22 protein-coding genes are annotated in these 23,149 nt (G+C 54.3%); 12 read left to right on the plus strand and 10 right to left on the minus strand.

The window, feature by feature from the left end; all coding sequences use genetic code 11:
• The first annotated feature begins 16 nt into the window (after nucleotides 1–16).
• From AC6RNO_RS20020 to AC6RNO_RS20050, 7 genes are all read left to right on the plus strand, one after another.
• The gene (locus AC6RNO_RS20020; RefSeq protein WP_497106516.1) at nucleotides 17–1,114 is read left to right on the plus strand and encodes an alanine racemase; all 1,098 of its coding nucleotides are present in this window, start codon (nucleotides 17–19) and stop codon (nucleotides 1,112–1,114) included.
• An 18-nt stretch (nucleotides 1,115–1,132) separates the two neighbouring features.
• Entirely contained in the window at nucleotides 1,133–1,537 is a 405-nt protein-coding gene (locus AC6RNO_RS20025; RefSeq protein WP_474679589.1) for a RidA family protein, read from the plus strand.
• Nucleotides 1,538–1,542: 5 nt separating this feature from the next.
• Nucleotides 1,543–2,868, plus strand: coding sequence for a M20/M25/M40 family metallo-hydrolase (locus tag AC6RNO_RS20030; RefSeq protein WP_497106517.1), 1,326 nt, complete (start codon nucleotides 1,543–1,545; stop codon nucleotides 2,866–2,868).
• Nucleotides 2,868–4,358: a M81 family metallopeptidase gene (locus tag AC6RNO_RS20035; protein WP_497106518.1), complete on the plus strand. Its 1,491-nt coding sequence runs from the start codon at nucleotides 2,868–2,870 to the stop codon at nucleotides 4,356–4,358. Before AC6RNO_RS20030 ends, AC6RNO_RS20035 begins: the two co-directional genes overlap by 1 nt.
• An 18-nt stretch (nucleotides 4,359–4,376) precedes the next feature.
• Nucleotides 4,377–5,690, plus strand: a complete 1,314-nt coding sequence (locus AC6RNO_RS20040; RefSeq protein ID WP_497106519.1) for an aminotransferase class III-fold pyridoxal phosphate-dependent enzyme — start codon at nucleotides 4,377–4,379, stop codon at nucleotides 5,688–5,690.
• Nucleotides 5,691–5,755: 65 nt separating this feature from the next.
• Nucleotides 5,756–6,514, plus strand: coding sequence for an SDR family NAD(P)-dependent oxidoreductase (locus tag AC6RNO_RS20045; protein ID WP_474679585.1), 759 nt, complete (start codon nucleotides 5,756–5,758; stop codon nucleotides 6,512–6,514).
• A 42-nt stretch (nucleotides 6,515–6,556) separates the two neighbouring features.
• Nucleotides 6,557–7,348, plus strand: a complete 792-nt coding sequence (locus tag AC6RNO_RS20050; protein ID WP_474679584.1) for an IclR family transcriptional regulator — start codon at nucleotides 6,557–6,559, stop codon at nucleotides 7,346–7,348.
• Nucleotides 7,349–7,464: 116 nt separating this feature from the next.
• On the opposite strand, the gene AC6RNO_RS20055 is transcribed toward AC6RNO_RS20050, so the two are convergent.
• Nucleotides 7,465–8,385 carry a helix-turn-helix domain-containing protein gene (locus tag AC6RNO_RS20055; protein ID WP_497106520.1) on the minus strand — a complete coding sequence of 307 codons (921 nt, stop codon included), beginning with the start codon at nucleotides 8,383–8,385 and terminating at the stop codon, nucleotides 7,465–7,467.
• 124 nt (nucleotides 8,386–8,509) lie between these two features.
• On the opposite strand from AC6RNO_RS20055, the gene AC6RNO_RS20060 reads away from it, so the two are divergent.
• From AC6RNO_RS20060 to AC6RNO_RS20080, 5 genes are read left to right on the plus strand one after another with little or no spacing between them, the layout of a single operon-like run.
• Entirely contained in the window at nucleotides 8,510–9,358 is an 849-nt protein-coding gene (locus tag AC6RNO_RS20060) for a TIM barrel protein (protein ID WP_497106521.1), read from the plus strand.
• Nucleotides 9,358–10,380, plus strand: a complete 1,023-nt coding sequence (locus AC6RNO_RS20065) for a Gfo/Idh/MocA family protein (RefSeq protein WP_474679581.1) — start codon at nucleotides 9,358–9,360, stop codon at nucleotides 10,378–10,380. Before AC6RNO_RS20060 ends, AC6RNO_RS20065 begins: the two co-directional genes overlap by 1 nt.
• Before the next feature lie 46 nt (nucleotides 10,381–10,426).
• The gene (locus tag AC6RNO_RS20070) at nucleotides 10,427–11,431 is read left to right on the plus strand and encodes a Gfo/Idh/MocA family protein (RefSeq protein ID WP_474679580.1); all 1,005 of its coding nucleotides are present in this window, start codon (nucleotides 10,427–10,429) and stop codon (nucleotides 11,429–11,431) included.
• A complete protein-coding gene (locus tag AC6RNO_RS20075; protein WP_497106522.1) occupies nucleotides 11,428–12,729 on the plus strand; it encodes an enolase C-terminal domain-like protein in 1,302 nt (433 codons plus the stop codon). The genes AC6RNO_RS20070 and AC6RNO_RS20075 overlap by 4 nt, the downstream gene beginning before the upstream one ends.
• Before the next feature lie 31 nt (nucleotides 12,730–12,760).
• Nucleotides 12,761–13,687 carry a Gfo/Idh/MocA family oxidoreductase gene (locus AC6RNO_RS20080; protein WP_497106523.1) on the plus strand — a complete coding sequence of 309 codons (927 nt, stop codon included), beginning with the start codon at nucleotides 12,761–12,763 and terminating at the stop codon, nucleotides 13,685–13,687.
• Between the two features lie 52 nt (nucleotides 13,688–13,739).
• On the opposite strand, the gene AC6RNO_RS20085 is transcribed toward AC6RNO_RS20080, so the two are convergent.
• The 9 genes from AC6RNO_RS20085 to AC6RNO_RS20125 all read right to left on the minus strand — a co-directional run bounded on the left by AC6RNO_RS20085 (nucleotide 13,740) and on the right by AC6RNO_RS20125 (nucleotide 23,147).
• Nucleotides 13,740–14,765, minus strand: coding sequence for a Gfo/Idh/MocA family protein (locus AC6RNO_RS20085; RefSeq protein ID WP_497106524.1), 1,026 nt, complete (start codon nucleotides 14,763–14,765; stop codon nucleotides 13,740–13,742).
• 2 nt (nucleotides 14,766–14,767) lie between these two features.
• Nucleotides 14,768–15,790 (minus strand): Gfo/Idh/MocA family protein, encoded by a 1,023-nt coding sequence (locus tag AC6RNO_RS20090; protein WP_497106525.1) that lies wholly within the window; start codon nucleotides 15,788–15,790, stop codon nucleotides 14,768–14,770.
• Nucleotides 15,787–16,965: an amidohydrolase family protein gene (locus AC6RNO_RS20095; protein ID WP_497106526.1), complete on the minus strand. Its 1,179-nt coding sequence runs from the start codon at nucleotides 16,963–16,965 to the stop codon at nucleotides 15,787–15,789. Before AC6RNO_RS20095 ends, AC6RNO_RS20090 begins: the two co-directional genes overlap by 4 nt.
• Nucleotides 16,962–17,738: a 6-phosphogluconolactonase gene (locus tag AC6RNO_RS20100; RefSeq protein ID WP_497106575.1), complete on the minus strand. Its 777-nt coding sequence runs from the start codon at nucleotides 17,736–17,738 to the stop codon at nucleotides 16,962–16,964. Before AC6RNO_RS20100 ends, AC6RNO_RS20095 begins: the two co-directional genes overlap by 4 nt.
• 57 nt (nucleotides 17,739–17,795) lie before the next feature.
• On the minus strand, nucleotides 17,796–18,917 hold the full coding sequence (locus tag AC6RNO_RS20105; RefSeq protein ID WP_488434911.1) for a Gfo/Idh/MocA family protein: 1,122 nt from the start codon (nucleotides 18,915–18,917) through the stop codon (nucleotides 17,796–17,798).
• A gap of 31 nt (nucleotides 18,918–18,948) precedes the next feature.
• Complete coding sequence (locus tag AC6RNO_RS20110) at nucleotides 18,949–19,734, minus strand: alpha/beta hydrolase (RefSeq protein WP_488434910.1); 786 nt, start codon at nucleotides 19,732–19,734, stop codon at nucleotides 18,949–18,951.
• A 12-nt stretch (nucleotides 19,735–19,746) separates the two neighbouring features.
• Nucleotides 19,747–20,583: a carbohydrate ABC transporter permease gene (locus tag AC6RNO_RS20115; protein WP_474679572.1), complete on the minus strand. Its 837-nt coding sequence runs from the start codon at nucleotides 20,581–20,583 to the stop codon at nucleotides 19,747–19,749.
• A gap of 47 nt (nucleotides 20,584–20,630) precedes the next feature.
• Entirely contained in the window at nucleotides 20,631–21,584 is a 954-nt protein-coding gene (locus tag AC6RNO_RS20120; protein WP_474679571.1) for a carbohydrate ABC transporter permease, read from the minus strand.
• A gap of 90 nt (nucleotides 21,585–21,674) precedes the next feature.
• Nucleotides 21,675–23,147, minus strand: a complete 1,473-nt coding sequence (locus tag AC6RNO_RS20125) for a type 2 periplasmic-binding domain-containing protein (protein ID WP_497106527.1) — start codon at nucleotides 23,145–23,147, stop codon at nucleotides 21,675–21,677.
• Nucleotides 23,148–23,149 lie beyond the last annotated feature (2 nt).

A 23,149-nucleotide genomic window follows, 5' to 3' on the forward strand; every position in this document is an offset into this window, starting at 1 on the left:
CGGGAGGGGGATTACATTGTCATCGTTTCTACAGGATCTTGAGACGCCGGCCGTCGTGATCGATTTGAACCGGCTGGAGCATAACCTTCGCCGGACGGCCGAAATTGCGGCGAAAGCAGGCGTGAAGCTGAGACCCCATATCAAGACCCATAAAAGCGTCTGGATTGCCAAACGGCAGTTGGAGCTTGGCGCATGCGGCATTACCGTCGCCAAGCTTGGTGAGGCGGAAGTGATGGCGGACGCCGGTATTCATGACATTTTGGTCGCGTATCCGATCATCGGCAGGAGCAAGCTCGCGAGGCTGGCCTCGCTTATGGAGAAGGCGAAGGTGATCGTCAGCGCGGACAGTATCGAAGCGGCCGCCGGATTGTCCGGGCTCGGGCAATCGATGGGTGTGCGGATTCCGCTGTATCTCGATGTCAACTCCGGTCTGAACCGCTGCGGACGGGAGCCCGGCGCCGAGTCGGCAGAGCTTGCGCTGCGCATCGGGGAACTGCCCGGCATCGACCTTATCGGGCTGATGACGCATGCAGGACACGTTTACGGCAAACCGACGGCGGAAGACTGCCGGGAGATCGCGCATGCGGAAGCGCAGGCGCTGCTTATGACGCAGGAGCAGCTTCGGCTCCAAGGGGTGGAAGTGAAGGAGATCAGCGTCGGCTCTACTCCGACCAGCAAGTTTGCCGCGGAGCTTCAAGGCATAACGGAAATTCGTCCGGGCGCTTATGTGTTCGGCGACGGGTCGCAGCTGTATCCCGGCACGATTACGGAAGCGGAATGCGCGATGCGCATCTATGCCACCGTCGTCAGCACGCCGCGTCCCGGAACGGTCATCATCGACGCAGGCTCCAAGACGCTGACGACGGATATCAGCCTGCATCGTCCCGGGTATGGCTGCATCCCGGAGCATCCGTCCGCCGTCATCGAACGGCTCAGCGAGGAACACGGCATCGTCCGCACATCGGCCGATTGCCCGCTTCGGATCGGCGATGTCGTCTCGATCATCCCGAATCATTGCTGTACGGTCACCAATTTGCACGATCAATTGCTGGGTGTGCGGAACGGGAACTTCGAACGCCCGATATCCGTCGACGCGCGCGGCAAAATCAAATAAGCGAAGGAGTAAACGTCTATGTCTCAATGGATTCATTCCGATCAAGCCCCTGATTTCCCGCTCCCATTCTCGCAAGCGCTGCGGGCCGGAGATTTCGTCTATGTCTCCGGCCAGGTAGGCGTCGACCCGGAAACACGCCAATTGGTCGGCACTTCGATCGAAGCGCAGACCGAGCAGTGCCTGCGCAATATCGGGGCGATCCTGGCTGCGGCGGGCTTGACCCTCGACCATGTTGTGAAAGTGAACGCGTATCTTTCACGGCTGGAGGACTTCCCCGGCTACAACCGGGCGTATGAAAGCGTGATGAAGCGCCCGTTTCCGGCGCGCACCTCGGTGCAATGCGGCATCGGCGACTATTTGGTGGAAATCGACGCCGTCGCGTATGTCCATGCCGTGCGCGGTGGAACGCAAACGAAAGGGTGAAACGCGTGGAGCCTGAAACGTTATCCCGCCGTATCGGCCGGTGGGTTCAAACGCATCGCGAAGAAGCGGTCGAGCTGGCGAGCCGGTTGATCCGCATCGAAAGCGTGAATCATCCGCCCGGCGGAAACGAACTGGCCTTTCAACAGACGGTGGCCGATTGGCTGCGCACGGAAGGCGCGGAAGCGGATGTGTACGACATCCGCTCGGTGCCGGGGCTCGAAGCGCATCCCGCTTATATGCCGGGAAGGGATTACGCCGACAGGCCTAACGTCGTCGGACGATTCCGGGGGGAAGGCGGGGGAAGGTCGCTGTTGTTTTCGAGCCATGCGGATACCGTTAGTGAAGGAAGACGACCATGGCGTTTCCCTCCGTTTGGCGGCGTGATCGAGGACGGCAAGCTGTATGGACGCGGCGCATACGACATGAAAGGCGGCTTGGCTGCGTCGCTGATGGCGATTCGCTGCTTGCGCGATTTGGGCGTAAAGCTGAAGGGCGACGTCATCGCCGAAAGCGTCGTTGATGAAGAGTACGGCGGCTCCAACGGTGCGCTGGCCGCCCGTTTGCGCGGACCGGATGCGGACATGGCTATCATCCCGGAGCCGAGCAATTTGAAGTTGTATCCTGCGCACCTGGGAGGCGGTGCTTGGAAAGCAACGTTCACGGGCAAGAACGGCATCGTCTTCAACGGCGAACAGCTTGTAAACGCATTGGATGCCGCGGTCGACTTTGTCCGGTTATTGCGGGAGTTCGGGGATCATCTGCGAAACCGGTACCCTGCGCCCGATTTGTGGCGCCGCAGCAAGGAGGCGGAGGTCGTCGCGTTTCAGATCGCGACCGGGGATCCGAATCGCGAAGTGCCGGAAATGTCCGACACCGGAGAGGTGCGATTCTGGATCGAAGGATATCCGGGGATGACCGGAAGCGGGATCATCGGGGAGCTTTGGGCGTATTACGAATCCCGGCTGGACGCTTTTCCGATTCTTCGTTCGTGCCGGCCCGTCATTTCGCCGATGATCCGTTATCTCGAGGCGAGCGCTATGCCGGATGACGAGCGCTGCCGGACTTTTCTTGAAATCGCCGCATCGGCGGGGGAACGGTCGCACGGAAAAGCTTGCGGCGAACTCATGGGAGCGCCTTTTACCTGCGACGCCTTCATGTTCAATTTGCACAGCAGCACGCCCGCCCTCGTCCTTGGTCCGGCAGGCGGCAATGCGCATGCGCCCGACGAGTATTTGGAAATTGACAGCTACCTGAGCCTCATATGGTGGTATGCGGAGCTGACGGCGGATTGGTGCGGCGTGTGCTCAACGGATGAAGGAGGGGTTCGGTAATGGGAAAACAGGAGCCGGTTCGGATCGCCGTCGCGGGCATTTTGCATGAAACGAATACGTTTGCGCCCGGGCGGACGGAACTTACGCAATTCAAGGGAGAATGGGTCGCAGGGCGCGATGCATTTTACGATCGTTATAAGGGTACCCGTACTTCCATGGGCGGCGTCATCGACGCGGCTCTCAGGCATGGAGCCGAGCTGAAGCCGGGTTTGTATGCGGCGGCTACGCCCAGCGGGATGGTGAGCGGCGCAGCGGCGGATGAACTGATAGAGGCTGTTGCCGCATCGATCGATCCGGAAGCTTCCGGCCTCGTGCTCATCATGCACGGTGCGATGGCGTCCGAGCAGTATGACGATCTTGAAGGAGAATGTCTCCGGAGAATCCGCCAAAAGCGCGGCGCCGAATTTCCGATCGCCATGACGATCGACCTGCACGGCAATGTCAGTCCGGCGATGGTGCGTCTTGCGGATGCGATCGTCGGCTACGATACGTATCCGCACGTCGATATGCACGAGCGGGCGGAAGAGGCGTTCGATCTTCTGATACGCATCATTCGCAGGGAGATTTCGCCTGTGCGTGCTTATTCGCATACGGGCATGCTGGTAGTTCCTCAGGCGATGATGACCGATGAGGGGAGCATGCAAATGCTCATGGACCGGGCGTTTGACATGGAAACGGATCCCCGGGTGCTGAACGTGACGGTTGCCGGCGGATTCCCTTATTGCGATGTACCGGATGCGGGAATGTCGTTCGTCGTCACGACGAACGGCGATCAGGCGCTCGCCGACCGGTACGCCGCCGAGCTCGCGCAAATGGCGATCGACATGAAAGACCGGTTCGCGATCGATCAATTGCCGCCCGCCGTGGCGGTTTCCGCGGCGCTGGCCGAGCTGTCGGGCCCCGTCATTCTCGCCGAGGGCTCCGATAATGTCGGCGGCGGTGCGCCTGCCGATGCGACGCATGTGCTGTCTTGCTTGACGAACGTCCCGCAGAAGGCGCTAGTCGTCCTCAGGGACGAGGCGGCGGTGCGCCGGGCGTTCGAGATCGGCGTCGGCGCCGTCTTCGAAGGTCCGGTCGGAGGCAAGAGCGATCGGCTGCATGGCGAGCCGGTCATGGTGAAAGGCAAGGTGCGGCTCTTGTTCGACGGGAAATACCGGCATGTCGGATCGTATATGACCGGTCAGAGGGCGGACATGGGGAATACGGCAGTCGTCGAGTGCGGACATTTGACGCTGGTGCTAACGGAGAAGCGGGCGGCGCCCTGGGATTTGGGCCATGTCCGGAGCGTCGGCTTATGGCCGGATGACTTCCACATCATTGTCGTCAAATCGGCCATTGCCTGGCAAGCCGCGTTCGGACCGTTCGCCAAATGCGTCATTCACGTCGATTCGCCCGGATGCTGCAGCGCGAATTTGCGGCATTTCGAATATCGCCGGGTACGGAGACCGGCATATCCGCTCGATACAGAGCCGAACCCTACGTTCGGCTGATTAAAGGAGGGACAACAGATGTCCAAACAATATGAGACGTCCAAACGGCTGTTGGCCGAATCGCAACGTTATTTGGCCGGAGGAGTGGCATCCTCGCTGCGCAGCGCGATGAAGCCGACGCCGCTGTTTGCGGAGTCCGGCAGCGGACCGCGCGTCCGGGATGCGGACGGCAATGAATATATCGATTACCTGCTCGCCTACGGTCCGCTCATTCTCGGTCATGCCCATCCGTCTTTGACGGAGGGCGTGGGCGAAGCGCTGCGCAGCGGTGTCACGTATGGCTTGCAGCATAAAGGCGAGATCGAGCTCGCGAAGCTGTTGACGGAGCTGCTTCCCTGCGCCGACCGGGTCGCGCTCAGCGGCTCCGGAACGGAGGCCGTCATGCTGGCGCTCCGTCTTGCGCGGGCCTACACGGGCAAACGGAAAGTCGTCCGGTTTCACGGCCATTACCACGGCTGGTCGGATGCGATTTTCACCTCGTTTCCGAGCTCCGATATGCGGCAGTCCTCGGCAGCAGGCGCAGCGGACAGCCACGCGGCTCCCGGAACCGGCGGGCAAAGCGGGCTCAGTCTGCAGGACATCATCCTGCTGCCCTGGAACGATGCGGAGGCGCTGGAAGCGGTGCTGCGTCGGGACAAAGACGATATCGCCGCTGTCATCACCGAGCCCGTCATGTGCAACTCCGGATGCATTCATCCGAAGCCCGGCTATATGCAGCGGATGCGCGATTTGACCGACGAGCTCGGCATCGTCATGATCATGGATGAGGTGATAACCGGTTTCAGGCTCGGTCTAGGAGGAGCGCACGGCAAGTTCGGGCTGATGCCGGACCTGGTCACGATCGGCAAAGCGATGGGCGGGGGCATCGCGATCAGCGGCGTTGCCGGAAAGGCGGACATCATGGCGCTGATCGAAAACGGAGCCGTCAGCCATCTCGGCACGCTGAACGGCAACTGCGCGGCGACGGCGGCCGCCTTGGCAACGATTGGGGAACTGGGCAAAAACGGCGGAGCGGTGTACCGGCACATGGAGCAAACGGCCGACAAGCTGGTGCAGGGCATCCGGTCGCGGCTGGCCCGGCGAGGCATTCCCGGGTTGATCAACCAGGCGGGCCCCGTGTTCCACCTGATGTTCACGGATGAAACCGAAGTGGAGGATTTCGCCTCGTTCAACAAGCGGGATGCGGCCCGATACGGCAGGTTCGCCGAGCGGCTGCTTGAGGAAGGCGTGATCGTCCGGTCAAGCGGATTGTGGTATGTTTCGGCGGCGCATGGCGAACTGGAAGTCGAGTCTACGCTGGAGTCGGTCGATCGGGCGTTGGCAGGATTGTAATCGCCTGGTGTCCGGCAGGTCGGATTTTAGGCGTCATTCCAGCAATTGAAGAGAGGGTTAACGAGATGAGACTAAGCGGTAAAATCGCTTTGATAACGGGAGGCTCCGCGGGAATCGGCAAAGCGGTCGCCGTCCGGTTCGGAGCGGAGGGAGCCCGCATCGCCATAACGGGACGGGACAAGGAGACGTTGGAGCTGGCGGTTGCCGAAATCAAGGAACAAGGCGGGGACGCGATCGCGGTTTGCGGCGACGTGCAAAAGGCGGCCGATGTGGCTGCCATGGTCCGGACGGTTTTGGACGAGTGGGGGACGATTGACGTGCTGGTCAATAATGCGGGAATTTGCAGCACATCCCCTTTCCTGGAAATCAGCGAAGAGGATTGGGACCGGCACATTGCGATCAATTTGAAAGGTACGTTCCTCGTCGGTCAGGCGGTCGCGCGGGAGATGGCGAAGCGCGCTGGCGGCGGCTCGATTATCAACATGTCGAGCGTGAACGGTCTTGCGGCGGAAGCGGATCAGGCGCACTACAACGCGACCAAGGGCGGCATCAACATGCTCACCATGTCGATGGCGCTGGAGCTGGCGCCGCTCGGAATACGTGTCAATGCCTTGTGCCCGGGATTGATCGAGACGCGGCTGACCAAACCGCTGATCGATAACCCGGCCGCGATCGGACCGTACCTGCGCTCCATCCCGATGGGGCGCGTCGGACAGCCGGATGAGATCGCGGATGCGGCGCTGTTCCTCGCCTCCGGCGATTCGCGCTATATGACCGGCCATTGCCTGGTAGTTGATGGAGGGCAATACATTAAGCTATCTTAATAATGAACGGTCTGACTTAAGCGGCAAACGGAGGAACGAGCAATGAACAAGGAAGAGGAAGAGAAACAGGGACGCTATACGATCCAATCGATCGACAAAGCGCTGGATCTGATCGAGCTGCTGGCCGATCGCGGATCGCTCAGCCTGATCGAATTGACCGAACTGCTGGATCAGCCGAAATCGTCGACATACCGGATTGTGCTTACGCTTGAAAACCGGGGGTTCATCAGCCGCAGCGACGAGGACGGCAAGTATTGCCTCGGGTACAAGCAGTTGATGCTGACGCGCAACCTGCTGGAGCGGAATACGCTCCGCTCGGCGGCTTTGCAGGAAATGAAGCGGTTGTCCGAACGGTACGGAGATACGGTCAATTTGGGGGTTTTAGTGGAAGGCAGCGTTCTTTATGTGGAAATTATCGAAAGCACGCATGCGCTGCGCATGACGGATTCCATCGGATCCCGGTCGCCGTTTCACGCCACGGCGATCGGGAAGGCGATTGCGGCGCATTTGCCGCAGGACGCCGTTCATGAACTTGCGGTCCGCTACGGGTTGCCTGCCATCACGCCGAATACGATCGTATCGGAGGATCGGCTGTCCGCGGAGCTGGAACAAATCCGCAAGCAAGGCTATGCGCTTGACGACCAGGAAATCGTCGAGGGCGCCAGATGTCTAGCGGCTCCTGTGTTCGATCTGCATGGCAGGCCGCTCGGGGCGATCAGCCTTTCCGGCGCCATGCATCGCTTCGGAGCGGACAAGGTGCCGGATATCGCCGCGCATTTGCGGGAAGCGACTGCAGCCGCTTCCCGGAAGCTCGGATTTGTGCCGGGCACCTAAAGAAGTTCGGATCGATTTTTATCGCAGATAAGCTTATTTCGTGTTCCAAGCGCGGGGCACGGATTAAGCTTATTTGTCGTTCGGGAATGAGAAGCTCGCGATTCCGGCTTCAACGTTCACGAGAGCGGGGATTGAGTTCTGTTCGTTCGCGCTTTAGCCGAGCGGGCATATTCGGAAGGAGACATCCCTGTCGATTTCTTAAAATCCCTGGAAAAATAATGGATGCTGGCGTAGCCGAGCATGGCAGAGATTTCGGTAAAGTTGAACTGTTCTTCCCGAATGAGCGTCTTGGCTTCCTCGATTTTGAGCTGCTTAAAATATTCGAGTGCTCCTGTGCCGGTATGGGCCTGAAAAATTTCCTTCAGACGACTTTTGCCGAGATGCACTTCCTTTCCAAGGTCTTCCAGCGACAATGCGGCTGAAAGGCGGTTTTTCATATAAGCGATGATTTGCCGAACGATACGCTGTTCGGTCTTTTCCTGCTGCATCGAAGAAAGTCTCGGAGGTTCCTTGCTCAGGGCGGTATTCATCTGATGACGGATCAGACGGATCATAAGAATCTCCAAATACGATTTCATCTCCTGTTCGCTGGCGAACGGCGCATCGGAATTTCGCGAGAGAAGGTGAACGGCCGGGTCGTCGAATGGCGGATGAAATGCCAGAAACCCTTTTTGCAAAATCAACGAAAGCAGGTCGCGCTCCTCGTTGCCGAGCGTCATCACCTTGTTCTCCAAGCAAGCCATATGAGGGGATGAGCATTCGAACGAAATGACGATGAGATTCGGCGGCTTATGCTGCTGGCCGACTCGTACGGTGTGAAACTCTCCCGGCTTATGGAAAATGATCATGCCCTGCTTCAATTCGAGCGTGCGCTCGTCGGCGCGCACCTCTACTTCGCCTTTGTCCACATAGAGAAACTCCCAAAAATCATGCTGTTCGCCTGCAAACGAAAACCCTTTCGCATATTCAAAATAGTGAAAGGAAATCAGTTGGCGGATGGACAGCGATTCGGATAGCGACAGCCGCTTGAATTCCAAAAGGATCAGCCTTTCTGAAGAATACTCTTCTTCTATTATAACAGAAGTGCAAAGATATCGGCTTATTTGATAAATGCGGATCGTTGCTGCGAATTTATAATGAACCTATGAGGAGGAGATAGAAGTGAAAAAAGGGATCAACATTTGGTCGTTTCCCGGGGGCATGGATATTTCGGAATGTATACAGACAGCGAAGGATGCGGGCTTCGAAGGCATTGAGCTGGCGCTGAATGAAACCGGGCCGCTAAGCCTGGACAGCACGTTGGACGAAGTGCGCGCATACCGCAAGCTTGCCGATGATACCGGCATCGAACTGACAAGTCTGGCGAGCGGTTTGTACTGGAGCTATTCGCTCACAAGCAATCAGGCGAATGTTCGCGAAAAGGCGCAAGACATCGTGAAAAAGCAGCTGGAATTTGCCTCCGTTCTAAGCGTCGATACGATTCTCGTCGTTCCGGGAGCGGTAGGAGTCGACTTTATTCCGGATTCGGAGGTCGTTCCGTATGAAGCCGCTTACGAATATGCGTTGGAGGCTTTCTCGAAGCTGGCTAAAGAAGCGCAAGCGCGGCAAGTCGCGATCGGCATCGAGAATGTATGGAATAAGTTTTTGCTTTCCCCGCTTGAGATGAAGGGCTTTATTGACAGCATCGATTCGGGTTACGTCGGCGCTTATTTGGATGTCGGCAATGTCATTTATTCCGGGTATCCGGAGCATTGGATCCGCATTTTGAACAAAAGGATCAAGAAAGTTCACTTTAAGGATTACCGCCGCACAGCAGGAGGTCTGCACGGATTCGTGGACCTGCTGGCCGGCGACGTGAATTATCCCGAAGTTGTCAAAGCGCTGCAGGACGTCGGCTACGATGATTACGTGATTGCCGAGATGATCCCGCCGTATACGCATCACACAAAGCAAATTGTATACAATACTTCGGCTTCAATGGATGCCATTCTTGGAAGGACGGTGCGGTAATGCTCAAAATCGGAATCGTCGGTTTAGGATTTATGGGAAGAACGCATCTGGAAAATTATATTCGTCTGGAAAAGGAAGGCTTGCCGATTCGCGTCACAGCGCTTTGCGATATCGATGCTGCAAAGTTGGAAGGGCAATTTAGCGGAGGCAATATCGATTCAGGCTCATCGGAAATTGATTTCAACCGTTTTGCCACATACAGAGCGGTTGGTGAAATGCTGGAAAAGGAACAGCTGGATATGGTCGATATCACGCTGCCGACTTTTTTGCATAAGGACGTTTCCGTTCAATGCCTGAACAGCGGCGTACACGTATTATGCGAGAAGCCGATGGCGCTCAGGGCCGATGAATGCGAAGTGATGATCCGGGCAGCCGAGGCGAACGGGAAGCAGCTGATGATCGGACAATGCTTGCGGTTCTGGCCGGCGTACGAATATTTGAAAGAACTCGTGGACAAACGAACATTCGGCCTTGCGGTCAGCGGCTATTTTTATCGCTGCAGCAGCACGCCTACATGGGGCGCATGGCTCACGCAGAGGGAGAAGAGCGGCGGAGCCATGCTCGATATGCACGTTCACGACACCGATATGATCAACTGGCTGTTCGGCAAGCCGCTGGAGGTTTCCGCTCATGCGCGAAACAGGATCCCGGGCAGCGGATACGATATTGTTTCCACCCACTATAAGTATGAAGACGGTAAAGTGATTAACGCTCAGGCGGACTGGACTTTGCAGGGGGATTTCGGCTTTGAAATGGGCTTTCGAGTCAATTTCGAACACGGCAACGTTCTTTTTAACGGGGAAGGATTGAAGGTCAATCCGAATGATGCACCCGGTTTCCGCGCCGAACTTTCTTCGGATCTGGGCTACTATTTTCAACTCCGATATGTTGTCGAAGCCCTGTTGAATGAACGGCCTATGACGAAGGCAACGCCGCAAAGCACGATGGGCAGCATCGAGATTGTGGAAGCCGAAATCGAATCTGCCGACAAGAACGGCGCGTGGATGAAAGTGAAGCAATAAGGGAAGATGAATCTGCACGATTATTCTACATGGAAGGTGTGTCTATATGAAGAACTTTAAGGTTGGAATTATTGGCTGCGGCAATTTGGGGAAAATCCACGCGAAATGCGTGAAGGAACTGGAAGGGATGGAAACCGTAGCTTATTGCGACGTGTTTGAACAAAACGCTCAAGCGATGCTGGAAGAGTTTGGCGGTCATTTGGCGACGAGCGATACCGAGATTTTTTTTAACGACCCTGCAATCGATGTTATTTACATCACTACGCAGCATGATACGCATGCCGAGTACAGTATCCGGGCCTTGGAAGCGGGAAAGCACATTCTGGTCGAGAAGCCTTTGGCCATGAGCGTCGAAGACTGCATCCGAATCGGCGATGCGGTCAAAAAATCAGGCAAGAAGCTGTTTACAGCATTTAAAATGCGCTATTACGAAATGCTATTGAAAGCGAAGGAACTTATTCCTCAACCCGTTATGGTAACGATGCAAATGATGGACGACCGATGGGGGGATCTGATCTGGGCGAATGATCCGATTAAAGGCGGAGGCAATGTTATCAGTCAGGGATGTCACTCCGCTGATATCCTTCGTTTTGCAGCCGGGGGCGATCCCGTCGAAGTATACGCTGCCGGGGGGAATTATTACCAACCTTCGGGTGTTATTGATAACTTGACCGCCGTATTTCGTTTTGATAATGGAGCGGCCGGCAGCCTCGTTCAAGGGGATTGCGGTACGCCGCCCTTAGCAAGCAAGTTTTTCATGCAGTTGTTTGCCGAAAATAAATCCATTACCATTTCCGACCGCTTGACTACATTGACCTATCAAGAAGCAGGTAAGGAACCGCAAATTTTTAAAGGAACCGAATCAGGCTTTCTCGAAGAAAATCGCGCATTCCTAAAAAGTTTGCAAGAGGATACGGCGCCAACGATCGATCATGTGGACGGCTTGTACGCTACTCTCATGATTATTCAAGCGATTGCCTCATTGCAAAGCGGCAGACCGGAGCCGATCGCTTCCCTGGTTCATCAAAACCGGCAAGGCGCTTTAAAATGATAAAGCGAATTGAAGCAGCCAAACATGCTGTCGATCGGGAGCCGCTGCTGCTGCCATTCGGTTTTAAAGGGGAATACTTGACAGAGCTGTGGCAATCCATGGTTTATTTGCGTGATGCATCGGGAGCGTCCGGTATCGGGGTCGGAGTCCAAAGCATCTTATGGTCGGATGCCGATGTGCTTTCGGGTTTTGGGGAGCGAAAAGGAAATGAGATCATGAGCGCGATGACAAATTTTGCGCTAAAGAAGGCGAATACGATCTCCTTTGAGACGCCAATCGAACTCATGGAGCAGCTCCTGCCGGATGTCTATGAATACGGGAAGCAGATCAGCGGACTTCCACTGCTGCGGAAGACGTTTGCGCTTAATGCGCTTGTTGCTTTGGATCAAGCCGCTTGGGCATTGTATGCGCAGGAAAAAGGCAGTCCCCGTTTTATAGATTTAGTCCCGGAGACGTATCATCACACGCTGAATGCGAAACATACCCGTCTCGCCAGCATACCGCTAATCGGATACGCTCTTTCGGAGAGTGACATCACGAAGCTGCTTCAGGACGGACACTTTCTTCTGAAAATAAAAATCGGAGCCGATCCCGATAAAGACGATGATCCGGATAAAATGCTCGCATGGGATCAGCAGCGTTTGGAGACGATTCACAGGATTGCGGGCGACTACGGTTCCGAATATTCGGACAACGGAAAGATTTTATATTATTTGGATGCAAACGGGAGGTATAAAGAAAAAGATCGCCTGCTTCGCTTGCTTGAGCATGCGGACCGGATCGGCGCTCTCGATCAAATTGTGCTTTTTGAGGAGCCTTTCATGGAGGGTTATAAAATTGATGTATCCGACATTCCCGTTCGCTTTGCTGCCGATGAAAGCATACATAATGCCCAGGATGCCTTGGAAAGCATCGATTTGGGATATGGTGCATTTGCATTGAAGCCGGTTGCGAAAACGATGAGTATGAGTCTGCAAATTGCAAAGCTGGCCAGTGAGCGGGGAGTACCTTGTTTTTGCGCCGATCTGACCGCAAACCCGCTGCTCGTTGATTGGAACAAAAATTTGGCCGCACATCTGCCGTCCTTACCCGGTCTGAAAATCGGCGCCTTCGAAACGAATGGAAATCAGTATTATACGGGATGGGCCGAGCTGTTAAAGCGGCACTCCTGCAGCGGAGCATCCTGGATTGAGCCGAACCGCGGAATGTTTACGTTGGATGATGAATTTTACGAGAAAAATGGAGGAGCGCTTACCCGCAGCCCGTATTATGAATCAAGATTCGATAAGCAGCTCTAAACTTATCACATGAATGAAACGGAGACTGAATATGAAATCGTTGCGCATCGGATTGGTTGATCTGGATACCTCTCATCCCGGCAGTTTTGTACCTATCATTCGCTCGTTAGGCCATCAAGTAGTAGGTGTATGTGACAAAGGCTCGATTAATCCTCCTGGCTATGCGGAAAAGTTTGCCCTTGATCACGGGATTGATCGGGTATACGAGTCTTTGGAAGAGATGGCCGGACAAATCGATCTGGCATTTATTCACAGCTGCGATTGGGACGTTCATGTTGAAAGAGCGCTTCCGTTCGTAAAGGAGGGGAAAGCCGTCTTTATCGATAAACCGCTCGCCGGAAATGTTCGCGATCTTCGTCAACTTCAGCAGTGGATAAGGGAGGGGGCGGTCATCACGGGCGGTTCTGCTTTGCGGTACGCGCTCGAAGTACGGGAATGGGTAAACAAATCCATACCTCGGGAGCAATTCATCTATGCGCTCGCCGGCTGTGCCAATGACGAATACAATTATGGCATTCATGCTTTTTCCATGCTTCACGGGCTCTTGGGTCCGGGGATCAAAAGCGTGCGGCACTTGGGGAATTCCGGTCAAGATCAATACGAATTGTATTGGTCGGATGGGCGTCGGGGGATCGTTAACGTGGGTGCAACGGCCAAATACCATCCTTTTTATGCAACAGTAATTACACAAACCGATGTGGAGTTTATGAAGGTGGATAACAGTCAGCTTTACCGGACGCTGCTCGAGACGGTTTTACCGTACTTTAGCGGAGAAGCGCCGGCTCCTGTAGAAATCGAGACGCTGGTTGAAACCGAGTTAGCAGCTTTGGCCGGCAAACTGTCCAAAGAGCAAGGCGGACGGGCAGTTGAGCTGCAGGATGTTTCGCCGGATTACACCGGATATGATGGTGCGGCGTTCGCAGCATATTATCGGGGACTGAAATTTCCATCCAAATAAGTAAGCGCACAAAAGCCGTCATGGAAATTAATTTTCCGTGACGGCTTTTCATTCATAGCAGAACTTCTTTTCCGGTTTTGGAAGATTCGTATATGGCGGTAACCACTTTTACCGATTTGCGGGCTTCATGTCCGTTTATCATAGGTTCTCTGTCAAGTAGGATGGAATCAATCAAATCCTCGATCAGGATGGAATGGCCTTCGTGCGAAATTTGTTTAGGATCGGCTCCCGGCGCCATTTCTTTGGAGCCTGTGGGTTTTTCCGCATCTCCATGCATAAACTCCCAGGTTTGAATGCCTTTATCTCCCCAAATGATCGAGCCATTTTCACCGTGAATTTCAAATCTTGTTGCTTGTGCGGGATAAACGGAAGTCGCTCCTTGAATGACACCGTATGCCCCGCTTTTATACTTGACTACGGCTACTGCGGTGTCCTCCACCTCAATTTCCCGCACCAGCGCCGCCGAATAAGCAAAGACGGAAGTAATATCGCCCATGATCCATTGGATCAAATCGATCCCGTGCACGCCTTGGTTCATCAAAGCGCCTCCGCCGTCTAACGCCCAAGTGCCCCGCCATCCCGCACTTCGATAATATTCGGGACTGCGGTAATATTTCAGATAGGCATCGCCCAGCACCATGCGACCCAGTTTGTTTTCCTGCACCGCTTTGCGGGCGGCAATGGCCTCGGGCATCGTCCTGCGCTGATATGCACAGCCAAGCTTCACTCTATGTTTATCAACCGCATCGATAATCCGGTCAATTTTATCCAAGGTAATATCCAACGGTTTTTCGCAAAAAACATGTTTTCCCGCTTTTGCCGCCTCTACTGCAGCCCATTCATGGAGTCCGCTTGGCAAGCAAATACAAACCGCATCAAGACCAGGCAATTTGAGCATGTCGCTCAAATTGGAAAATATATGCTTCACGCCGTACTCCGCTGCTAAACCGGAAGCTGTTTCCTTCTTGTTGCCGCATACAGCGAACAACTCTGCTCTTGGGTTTTCCTGTATCGCTTTTGCATGAAAAGCGGAGATCGTCCCGGTTCCGATAATGCCGAATCGAATAATTTCGCTCATATTCATCGCCTTTCCAAGGACAAGATGAACCGCACCTGTTCGTCCGCATCAAGGGTTGCTTTTACGGCAGTTAAAATGTCTTCGCTTGTCAGAATCGAGGGGCTGCCTTCAATACGCTGCAAAAAATCTTCCGTAATGGTTGTCGGAGGCTCTTCGAGCTCCGCTTGAACCGGCGCTTCGGTATGTGTGGCGTGAAACAGCAGCGGACGATCTTGGTTGCCGTTTGCGAACGGATCCCCTGACAGCCGCAATTCGGCGCAACCATTCGTACCGGCCACGAAAATTCGTCCGTCGCCCCAAGTCCAGCTTCGGCCCGGCGTATGCCAATCGGCATATAATTGGGCGGTAATGCCACCTTCCATGATCACTTGCAAAGAGGCGGAATCATAGAATTCCGGATACTCCGGCAAAATATGCTTACCGACGAAGCCTTCCGAATGTCCGATCTCTCTGCCGGTCAGCCAGCGGAGCAAATCAAAATCATGGATGAGAAGATCGATGACAATTCCTCCGCACTGCTCCTTGGAGAAAAACCACTGCGGCCGCCGTTCCTGACGCAATAAGTGCGGTTTACGCATGCCTATGGATACCAGCTGTCCGAGTTCCCCTTGATCGATCAGCTTCTTCAAGGTATAGATCGCAGGGTGGAATCGTTCCGTCAGCAGCATGCCTACTTGAATGTTTCCTCTTTCCATGACCGCCTTCAAGCGTTCAAAGCCCCTTCTGTCCGTCACTGCGGGTTTATCAACCATAATGTGCTTTCTTTGCTGCTCGCATCGCTCAATGATATCGATTTTTTCGTTATTTATGGCAGAACTGCCGATAAGGTCGACATCCTCCGCCAGCAGTCTTTCGTGGTCGCGCAATAGAGGAACTTGATATTTGTGCGAAATCTCAGACGCAAGTCCGATATTGTTAGGCTCGTAAATACCGGCGCATTCATGGCCCAATGCAAGCATTTCCTTGATGAAAATCTCGATATGAGCGTGTTCGCAGCCCATAATGCCAAACACTGTCTTCTTCATGCATGGTTCTCCTTTCCAACTAAACGGCCGCTTTTATATACACGGCATATGTCCAACTTGTTCTGAGCCCAGGTACATGTGATCAAATCCCCGGGAGCGCCGATCGACAATCCTTGGTGCGAAGGAAGCTTCATACATGCCGCTGGTCGAACGGAAGCCATTTCCCAGCCTATTGGCAAGGAGCAAATCCCCGATTTCACCAATTGTTCGATGCCTGACCGGAGCATCTTGACGGAACCTGCCAACAAATCGGGGTTATCCGCAAGATGCAGCCTTCCGGTCTCCGTCAACACCACGCGTCCTCCGATGTGCGTTGTGTACTCACCCGGTTCCATTCCGCTTAAATAGACGGCATCGCTTACCAGTATGAGCTGCTCGCTCTTAGCCTTCATAAAAACCTTCAAAACAGAGGGCGGGAGATGGAATCCGTCGGCAATAACGCACGGCGACAGCCGGTCTTCCGCCAATTGATCCCATATATAGTTCGGATGCCTGGGCAGAAGGGGATGCGATCCGTTTCCGAGGTGAGTCGACATAGTTGCTCCTGCTTGAACCGCTCGCTCGATTTGTTCGGAATTTGCGGCAGTATGTCCGATCGAAGCAACGACACCGGACCGGACGCACTTTTGGATAAAATCCGGCGCCTCATCATACTCGGGCGACAAGGTCACGATTTGGATGGAGCCGTTTGCCGCCTCCTGCCACTTTTGGAAAGCCTCCCAGTCGGGAGGTTTAACAAATTGTTTCTTATGCGCGCCCCTGGGACCGTCAAGCGGAGATATGAAAGGACCTTCCAGATGAATGCCTGCAATGCTTCCGGCTGTCAGAGGATCGGTCATACATGCCTTTGAAATGGCGCGAACACTATCCGCTATGTACTCGTCGCCATGGGTAATCACAGTCGGAAAATAAGTTGTGACGCCTTGTCCCCATAATTTTTCGGTGATGTGACGAACATCTTCATCCTTGATCGGAGGACTATTAAAATCGATTCCAGCAAATCCGTTGATTTGCAGATCGACGAATCCGGGACCGACCCATGGAAGCATAGAAGGGCTTTCTCCAGGTTTTTGCGTTATCGACTCTATGTTTTCAATCAGCCCGTCGCTCATCCATATCCGAATCGCTTCGCCGGTTTGAAAGTGCAAGCCTTCCACAACGGAACGATCTTTCATTCGTCAAGCTCCCCGTAAGAGTCCGAGTCCACATACAAGGTACAATCAGCGTGCGTTCGCAGCACGGAGGCAGGGCACGCAGTAGTGATCGGGCCGGATAAAGTCTTTTTCACGGCTTCCCGCTTTGTCGGCCCCGGGACCATACAGAACAGATGACTTCCGGACATCAAAGCCGGAATGGTCAACGTTAAAGCATGTGTCGGAACTGAGGCAAAATCAGGAAAACAACCGTCATTAACCTGCTGCTGCCGGCAAGCTTCATCCAACTCGACCGGTTTGACCCAGGCTTTATCGGAAAAATCGGCTACCGGCGGGTCGTTAAAGGCGATATGCCCGTTTTCCCCAATGCCCAAACATACAATGTCAATGGGAGCTTGAATCAGCAATTGTTCATATCGGACGCACTCTTGTGCGATCGAATTGCTGCTGTCGATCAGATGAAGCTCTCCGGGCTTGACGATATCGAACAAACGTTCTTGTAAAAATTTGCTGAATCGTTGCGGCGAATCGCTGGAAAGACCAATATACTCATCCATATGAAATGCGGTTACCCTGGACCAATCGATATCCTTATCGGCAGTCAAAAATTGCAAAAATTCGTTCTGCGACGGAGCGGCGGCGAATACCATCCGAATCCGCTTCTTCTCAAGCAGCAAATGCTTCATTTTTTCGGCGACGTCTAATGAGGCCGACATTCCCAGTCTTTCGCGATTTTCGTAAACATGTACTTTCAGCTTATCCGCTTCAAATGTTTGAATTGGGCCAGTTTTGATTTCCAAGGTTTCTCGTCACCTCATCATTTAATTGAAACCTGCGGCTGCCAAGGTTCCTTATCCCCATTCCACCGTCCGGAATGTACCGGTTTGTGCCGACTCCTGCGCCTTCAAGCACAGAAGCGCGCTTGATAGCCCGCCTTCCAATGGCGTCAGCGACGCGGATGAGCCGCGCATCAGGCCGATAAAGCTTTGCGCAAGCGCGGTATCGCCGCCGAAATGGCCTTCTCCGGCTTCGAGCTGATACGTTTCCACACGGTCGGTATGATGCATGAAGACTTGCACCCGTCCGGTCATAAAGTCGAATTCCAGCGTTCCTTTGTAGCCAAGGAACCGCGCGCCGCGGGTGCCGGCTTTGCGCCGCACAAAGAAATTTTGCGAATACGACGCGTGCATTCCGCTCTCATAACGGATTAGCGCGCTTCCGGAATCTTCATTGCCCGTATCTTCGGCGAAGCAGCAATACGGCCAGGCCTCCGCATAGGGCAATGAGACGGTGCTCTCCGGACACGTCCGGTTCTCTTCGCAATCTGCGCATTTCAGGCCGGCCGGTTTCGAGCCTTTGAAGACTTGCTTCGATGTCATCGCGCAGACGCTGACCGGCCTCTGGCCGATGACGTAGGTCAAATAATCGAAATCGTGGGTCGCTTTTTGCAGAAAAAGTCCGCCTGTTTCGCGCTCGTCACGGTACCAGCTGTGAAAATAAACGCCGCCGTACGGTACGTTATTGACGGCTTGAACATGCTCGATCGTACCGATTTTCCCGGAATCGATGATTTCCTTCACCAACTGCACGATGGAAGTGACGCGAAGCGGGAACGAAACGAGGACCGGAGGCCGATCATTCGTCTCATAGCCATGCTTCAGCCGGAGCAAATCGTTCATCGTCGTCGCCACCGGCTTCTCCAGAAAAAGGGGAATGCCGCTGGGGAACACTTTCAGCGCCATTTCCGTATGCAGCGAGCAGCGAGTGCCGATCAGGATGCCGTCCGGGCGGACGGACCGGATCATTTCCTCGGGCGTGTCGAAGAGCGGGATGTCGTTTCCGTTCCGATCCGTTCGCGGGATATCCTTGCGAATCTCGACGATGCCGGCCACCTGGCAGCCGGATTCGGCTTTTTCGATTTCTTTGACCACAGCGCGCATTCGCGAGCCGTATCCGATGACACCTATTCTCATGGTGAGTTTCCTCCAAATTACGGACTAATGTTTATTCATAAGATGCGAGAAACGGTTCCAGCACGGCGAGCGCTTCTCGCTGGAGCGGACCTTCCACGCCGTAGAAAAAGCCGTGTTCCGCTGCGGGAAAGAGCGTCACTTCGGACCGTTTGCCGTACATCTTCAGCTTTTCGCTCATCTCGTAAATGAACGGATGAGGGAAGAACTGTTCCTTGCCCGCGATCAGGAACAGGAAATCCGACGCGTTGTCATCGACCCGGGCGATGGGGGACGCCTGCCGGAACAGGTCGGCTTCCTCCCCATAGGACGCGCCGATCACGTCTTCAATATCTTTTTGGATCCCCTCGTGCATCGGCTCCCACGGCTCCAGCTTGCCTGGTCCATTGATCGATACGCAGGCGGCCGGCTTCCGCCAGTCCTTGGGCTCGGCAGCTCCTGTCCACTCGCTCGGGGAAGTAAGCGCCAGCAGAGAGGCGAGATGCGCGCCTGCCGAGCTTCCGAGTACGGCGAACATGTCGACGGCCGGCCATTGTTCGCGGACATAGGCGACAAATTCCTCATAGCCGGCGATGATGTCGCGCATTTGCTCGGGAAGCTTGAACTCCGGCGAAAGCCGATAGCCTGCCGATGCGCAAACGTATCCTTTGCGGGTGAAATGCTGCAGATGCAAATGGAAAGCATCCCTTGCGCCGGCGCGCCAACCGCCGCCGTGGATATAGAAGAGGGCCGTGCGGCGGTTAACTGCCGCCGGGCGCGCAATATCGACGGCTCTTCTCAGAACGATGTTGTCATCATAGTAATGCGTGATTACATCCACTTTCGGGTCCCCCTATCCTTTTACTGCGCCGAGCGTCGCGCCCTCCATGATCCACCGCTGAAAGAACACGAACATGATGACGGAAGGAACCAGGGCGATCGTGACCCCGGCAAACATGGTCACCCAATCCGACGAGTACTGCATCATCTGATTGGCGTGGTACATATTGACGCCGATCGTATATTTTTTTTGATCGCTCAAATAGATGAACGGCGTGAGAAAGCTGTTATACAAGCCTAAAAATTTGAAAATCGCCACCGTCACGATACCCGGTACGGCCAGAGGCACCATAATGCGTCCGAATACTTGAAAGAGCGATGCGCCGTCCATAAACGCGCTTTCCTCAAGCTCCTTCGGCAGCGACTTCATGAAGCCGGCCAGCAGCATCAGGAAAAAGACGTTTTCGCCCAAGCTTTCGAGGATAATAAGCCCTGTCAGGCTGTTCGTCAGATGCAAGTCGCGCATCAGCACATACTGCGGGATCAGCGCGTTAATTCCAGGCAGGAACAACGAAATCATGATCGTTCCCCAAATAAACGTTCTGCCTTTGAATTCGATTCTCGTCAGCGCATAGGCGTTGACAGTTGTCAGCAGCGTGCCGACGATAAGACTCACGCCGACATAATACAATGTGTTGAGCATCGCTTCGCCGATTCCGAATTTCACCCATGCTTGTTTGTAATTGACCCATTTCATAACCTCTGGCAGCTTCCAGACGTCCATGAAAAATTCCTGGTTCGTTTTAAGCGATTCATAAAAAATCCAAAGCAGTGGAAACAATATGGTCATTGACCAGACGATCAGCAAAATCCACCATAGCAAATCGACGGCCGTGCGTTTTTCGTTCACAATCCCTCATCCTTTCCAAACATGCCCCCGGCAGCGTCCGTCACGACTCAATATTCAACAGTCCGTTCGGGTAAATATTTGTCCATCAGCAGCTTCGCTATCACGAGAATGACAAACAGAAACATGCCGACGGCCGAGGCATACCCGTAATTGTGGGACTCATCCCCGAACGCAAGATTGAAAATGTAAAGCCCGATCACGTTCGTCGATCCGGCCGGACCGCCGTTTGTCAAAATCAGCTGCTTTTCGAATCCCTTCAGTGACCCCAGAACGAGAAATAATGCGCTGACGCGAACGATCGGCATGATCAGCGGCATCGTAATCCGGAACAGCCTTGTCATATGGCCGGCTCCGTCCAGCAGGGCCGATTCGTAGAGCGACTTCGGGATCGTCGTCATGGCGTTTATGAAGATGATGACGTACAGGCCGACGCCGCCCCATACATATGGCGGAACGATCGCCGCGAGCGCTGTTCGCGTCTCCCCGAGCCAGTAGTAATTTCCGATCGGAACGCCGATCAGCCGCAGCAAACCGTTCAGCAGCCCGAACGATCCGTCGTAAATGAAAGCCCAGAGAAGGGCGATGACGACCGTCGGCAGCACGTTCGGGAAGAAGAAAAGCACTTTGAAGAACGAGGTTCCTTTGAATCCTTTGTTCACCAGCAGATAGGCCAGCAAGAGCGAAATCAGGATGACGGAAACCGGAATGACGGCCATATAAAACAAATTATGAAGCAGAGCGTTCCATACGTTTTTGTCCTGGAACAAGGCGACGTAATTGTCGAGTCCGACAAATTTCGGCTCGGAAATGCCGTTCCAGTTCAGCAGGGAGTAGTAGATCGACAACAGGTTGGGATACAGCGTGAACAGCAAGTACCCGCCGTAGGCCGGCGCAATAGCGAGCAGAAGAAAAATAAGCTTCTGAGAGCCGGCTTTTTGCAGCCGCTTTTTCGCTTTACCGGTATACGCGGACGCGCTAACGGTCGATGTTGTATCGTTCAATGCGGCAGCTCCTTTCAAAACGGTCTGAATTTTCAAAAAAAGGAACAAGGGAGAGGGCTTCGCACTGGCTTAGCGCCCCCCCTTGCGGTTTTATTTCTTTTGCGCTTCGATCGCTTTTTGCATCAGTTTTTCCGCTTCCTCGAGCACCGGCTTCGGATCTTTTTTACCGGACGTAATCTCGGTCGTGTTATCCAGAATCAGCTTCATGGATTGCTGGTAACTCGGGTCGGACAGGGTGCTGTTACGGGTGCTGCCCGACATCTTCGTTTTGTTGATCTTCATGAATTCGAGCATCGCCTTCGGGGCTTTCTGCAGCTTGGCCGCGCGCGCAGCGTCATCCGAGAAATCTTTGCGCACAGGGAGCTGGCCGCCTTTTTCGGCGATGAATGCCTGAACGTCCAAATTCCACATCCAGACGTTGAACTCTTTGGCCCATTTTTTGTTCAAATCCGGCTTGGCCGCCCAAATGAAATGGCCGTTTGCGGCTGCGGAGCGAATCCACATCGTACTGTCGGGCTTATCGCTCATCGGCACGGACATGAAGCCCCATACGAAATCTTTCGGGATGGAATCCTTCATTTCATTCTCCACATAAACGCCGGTCGAAACCATCGCGGCTTGCCCCTGGATCATTTGCATTTGCGATTGCGTATGGGTCAAAGCCGCCACGCCCTCCGGAAAATACCCTTTCTTGCCGAGCTCGTAAATACGGTTCCAAAGCTCCAAGCTTTCGGGGGCCGTATGCTGCGGCAGCTTGAAGTTGGTGTAGTCGTCCTGGTACTTGCTGCCGTTCAGTTCGGCCAGTTCGAACATTTTAACGGGACCGAACGCATTTTCGATGTAGCCCGGGTATTTGCCAGGATACGTGATCGGAATCATGCCCTTGGCCTTGATATCCCCAAGCAGCTTGGCGAATTCGCTCCACGTCTTCGGATTTTGATTCCAACCGTTCTTCTCGAACAGCGTTTTGTTGAAAAACAATCCGGAGCCGCTGCCGGCTGAGGGAAGTGCATACAATTTCCCCGAAAACCGGTAGGCCGCCGATTCGGGTACTCCGTCGAGCGCCATTTCCTTTACCGTTTTCCCGCTCATGTCATACAGCTTATGATTCCACAAATCGTCCTGCGGTTCGAGCTTGCCTGCGGCTACGAGAGGGATGAGCGCGTCGCCGCCGCCGGGAAGGTTGCCGTTGAACATGTCGAACATGTCTGCGTCATTGCCCGCGGATATTTTCGTGTTGACGACTTCGCCGATTTTCGGCGAATAGACGACTTCGAAGCTGACGTTCGGAAATCTTTTCTTGAACGTATCCATAGCGTAATCGATATATTCCCTGCCCATGCCGCCTTCGAAAAAGCCGAATTTCAGCGTAACCTTCTGATCCTTCGGCAGTCCGTTTTCCGGGTAAACGTCACCGCTCTGCGTGCCTGCGGCCGGCGAAGCCGACGATTTGCCGTCGCCGGTATTCCCGGCTTCCTTACTGCTGCACGCCAGCGCGGAGATGGAGAGCATCGCAATCGTAAGACCGACGGAAAGCGTTTTGTAAAGTCTGTTTTTGTTCACGG

The organism is Paenibacillus sp. sgz302190 (assembly GCF_059820445.1).

Coding starts and splice junctions, on each gene's coding strand:
- AC6RNO_RS20025 (WP_474679589.1), top strand. CDS start 1,133: ATGTCTCAATGGATTCATTCCGATCAAGCCCCTGATTTCCCGCTCCCA.
- AC6RNO_RS20035 (WP_497106518.1), top strand. CDS start 2,868: ATGGGAAAACAGGAGCCGGTTCGGATCGCCGTCGCGGGCATTTTGCAT.
- AC6RNO_RS20040 (WP_497106519.1), top strand. CDS start 4,377: ATGTCCAAACAATATGAGACGTCCAAACGGCTGTTGGCCGAATCGCAA.
- AC6RNO_RS20045 (WP_474679585.1), top strand. CDS start 5,756: ATGAGACTAAGCGGTAAAATCGCTTTGATAACGGGAGGCTCCGCGGGA.
- AC6RNO_RS20050 (WP_474679584.1), top strand. CDS start 6,557: ATGAACAAGGAAGAGGAAGAGAAACAGGGACGCTATACGATCCAATCG.
- AC6RNO_RS20065 (WP_474679581.1), top strand. CDS start 9,358: ATGCTCAAAATCGGAATCGTCGGTTTAGGATTTATGGGAAGAACGCAT.
- AC6RNO_RS20070 (WP_474679580.1), top strand. CDS start 10,427: ATGAAGAACTTTAAGGTTGGAATTATTGGCTGCGGCAATTTGGGGAAA.
- AC6RNO_RS20075 (WP_497106522.1), top strand. CDS start 11,428: ATGATAAAGCGAATTGAAGCAGCCAAACATGCTGTCGATCGGGAGCCG.
- AC6RNO_RS20080 (WP_497106523.1), top strand. CDS start 12,761: ATGAAATCGTTGCGCATCGGATTGGTTGATCTGGATACCTCTCATCCC.
- AC6RNO_RS20085 (WP_497106524.1), bottom strand. CDS start 14,765: ATGAGCGAAATTATTCGATTCGGCATTATCGGAACCGGGACGATCTCC.
- AC6RNO_RS20090 (WP_497106525.1), bottom strand. CDS start 15,790: ATGAAGAAGACAGTGTTTGGCATTATGGGCTGCGAACACGCTCATATC.
- AC6RNO_RS20095 (WP_497106526.1), bottom strand. CDS start 16,965: ATGAAAGATCGTTCCGTTGTGGAAGGCTTGCACTTTCAAACCGGCGAA.
- AC6RNO_RS20105 (WP_488434911.1), bottom strand. CDS start 18,917: ATGAGAATAGGTGTCATCGGATACGGCTCGCGAATGCGCGCTGTGGTC.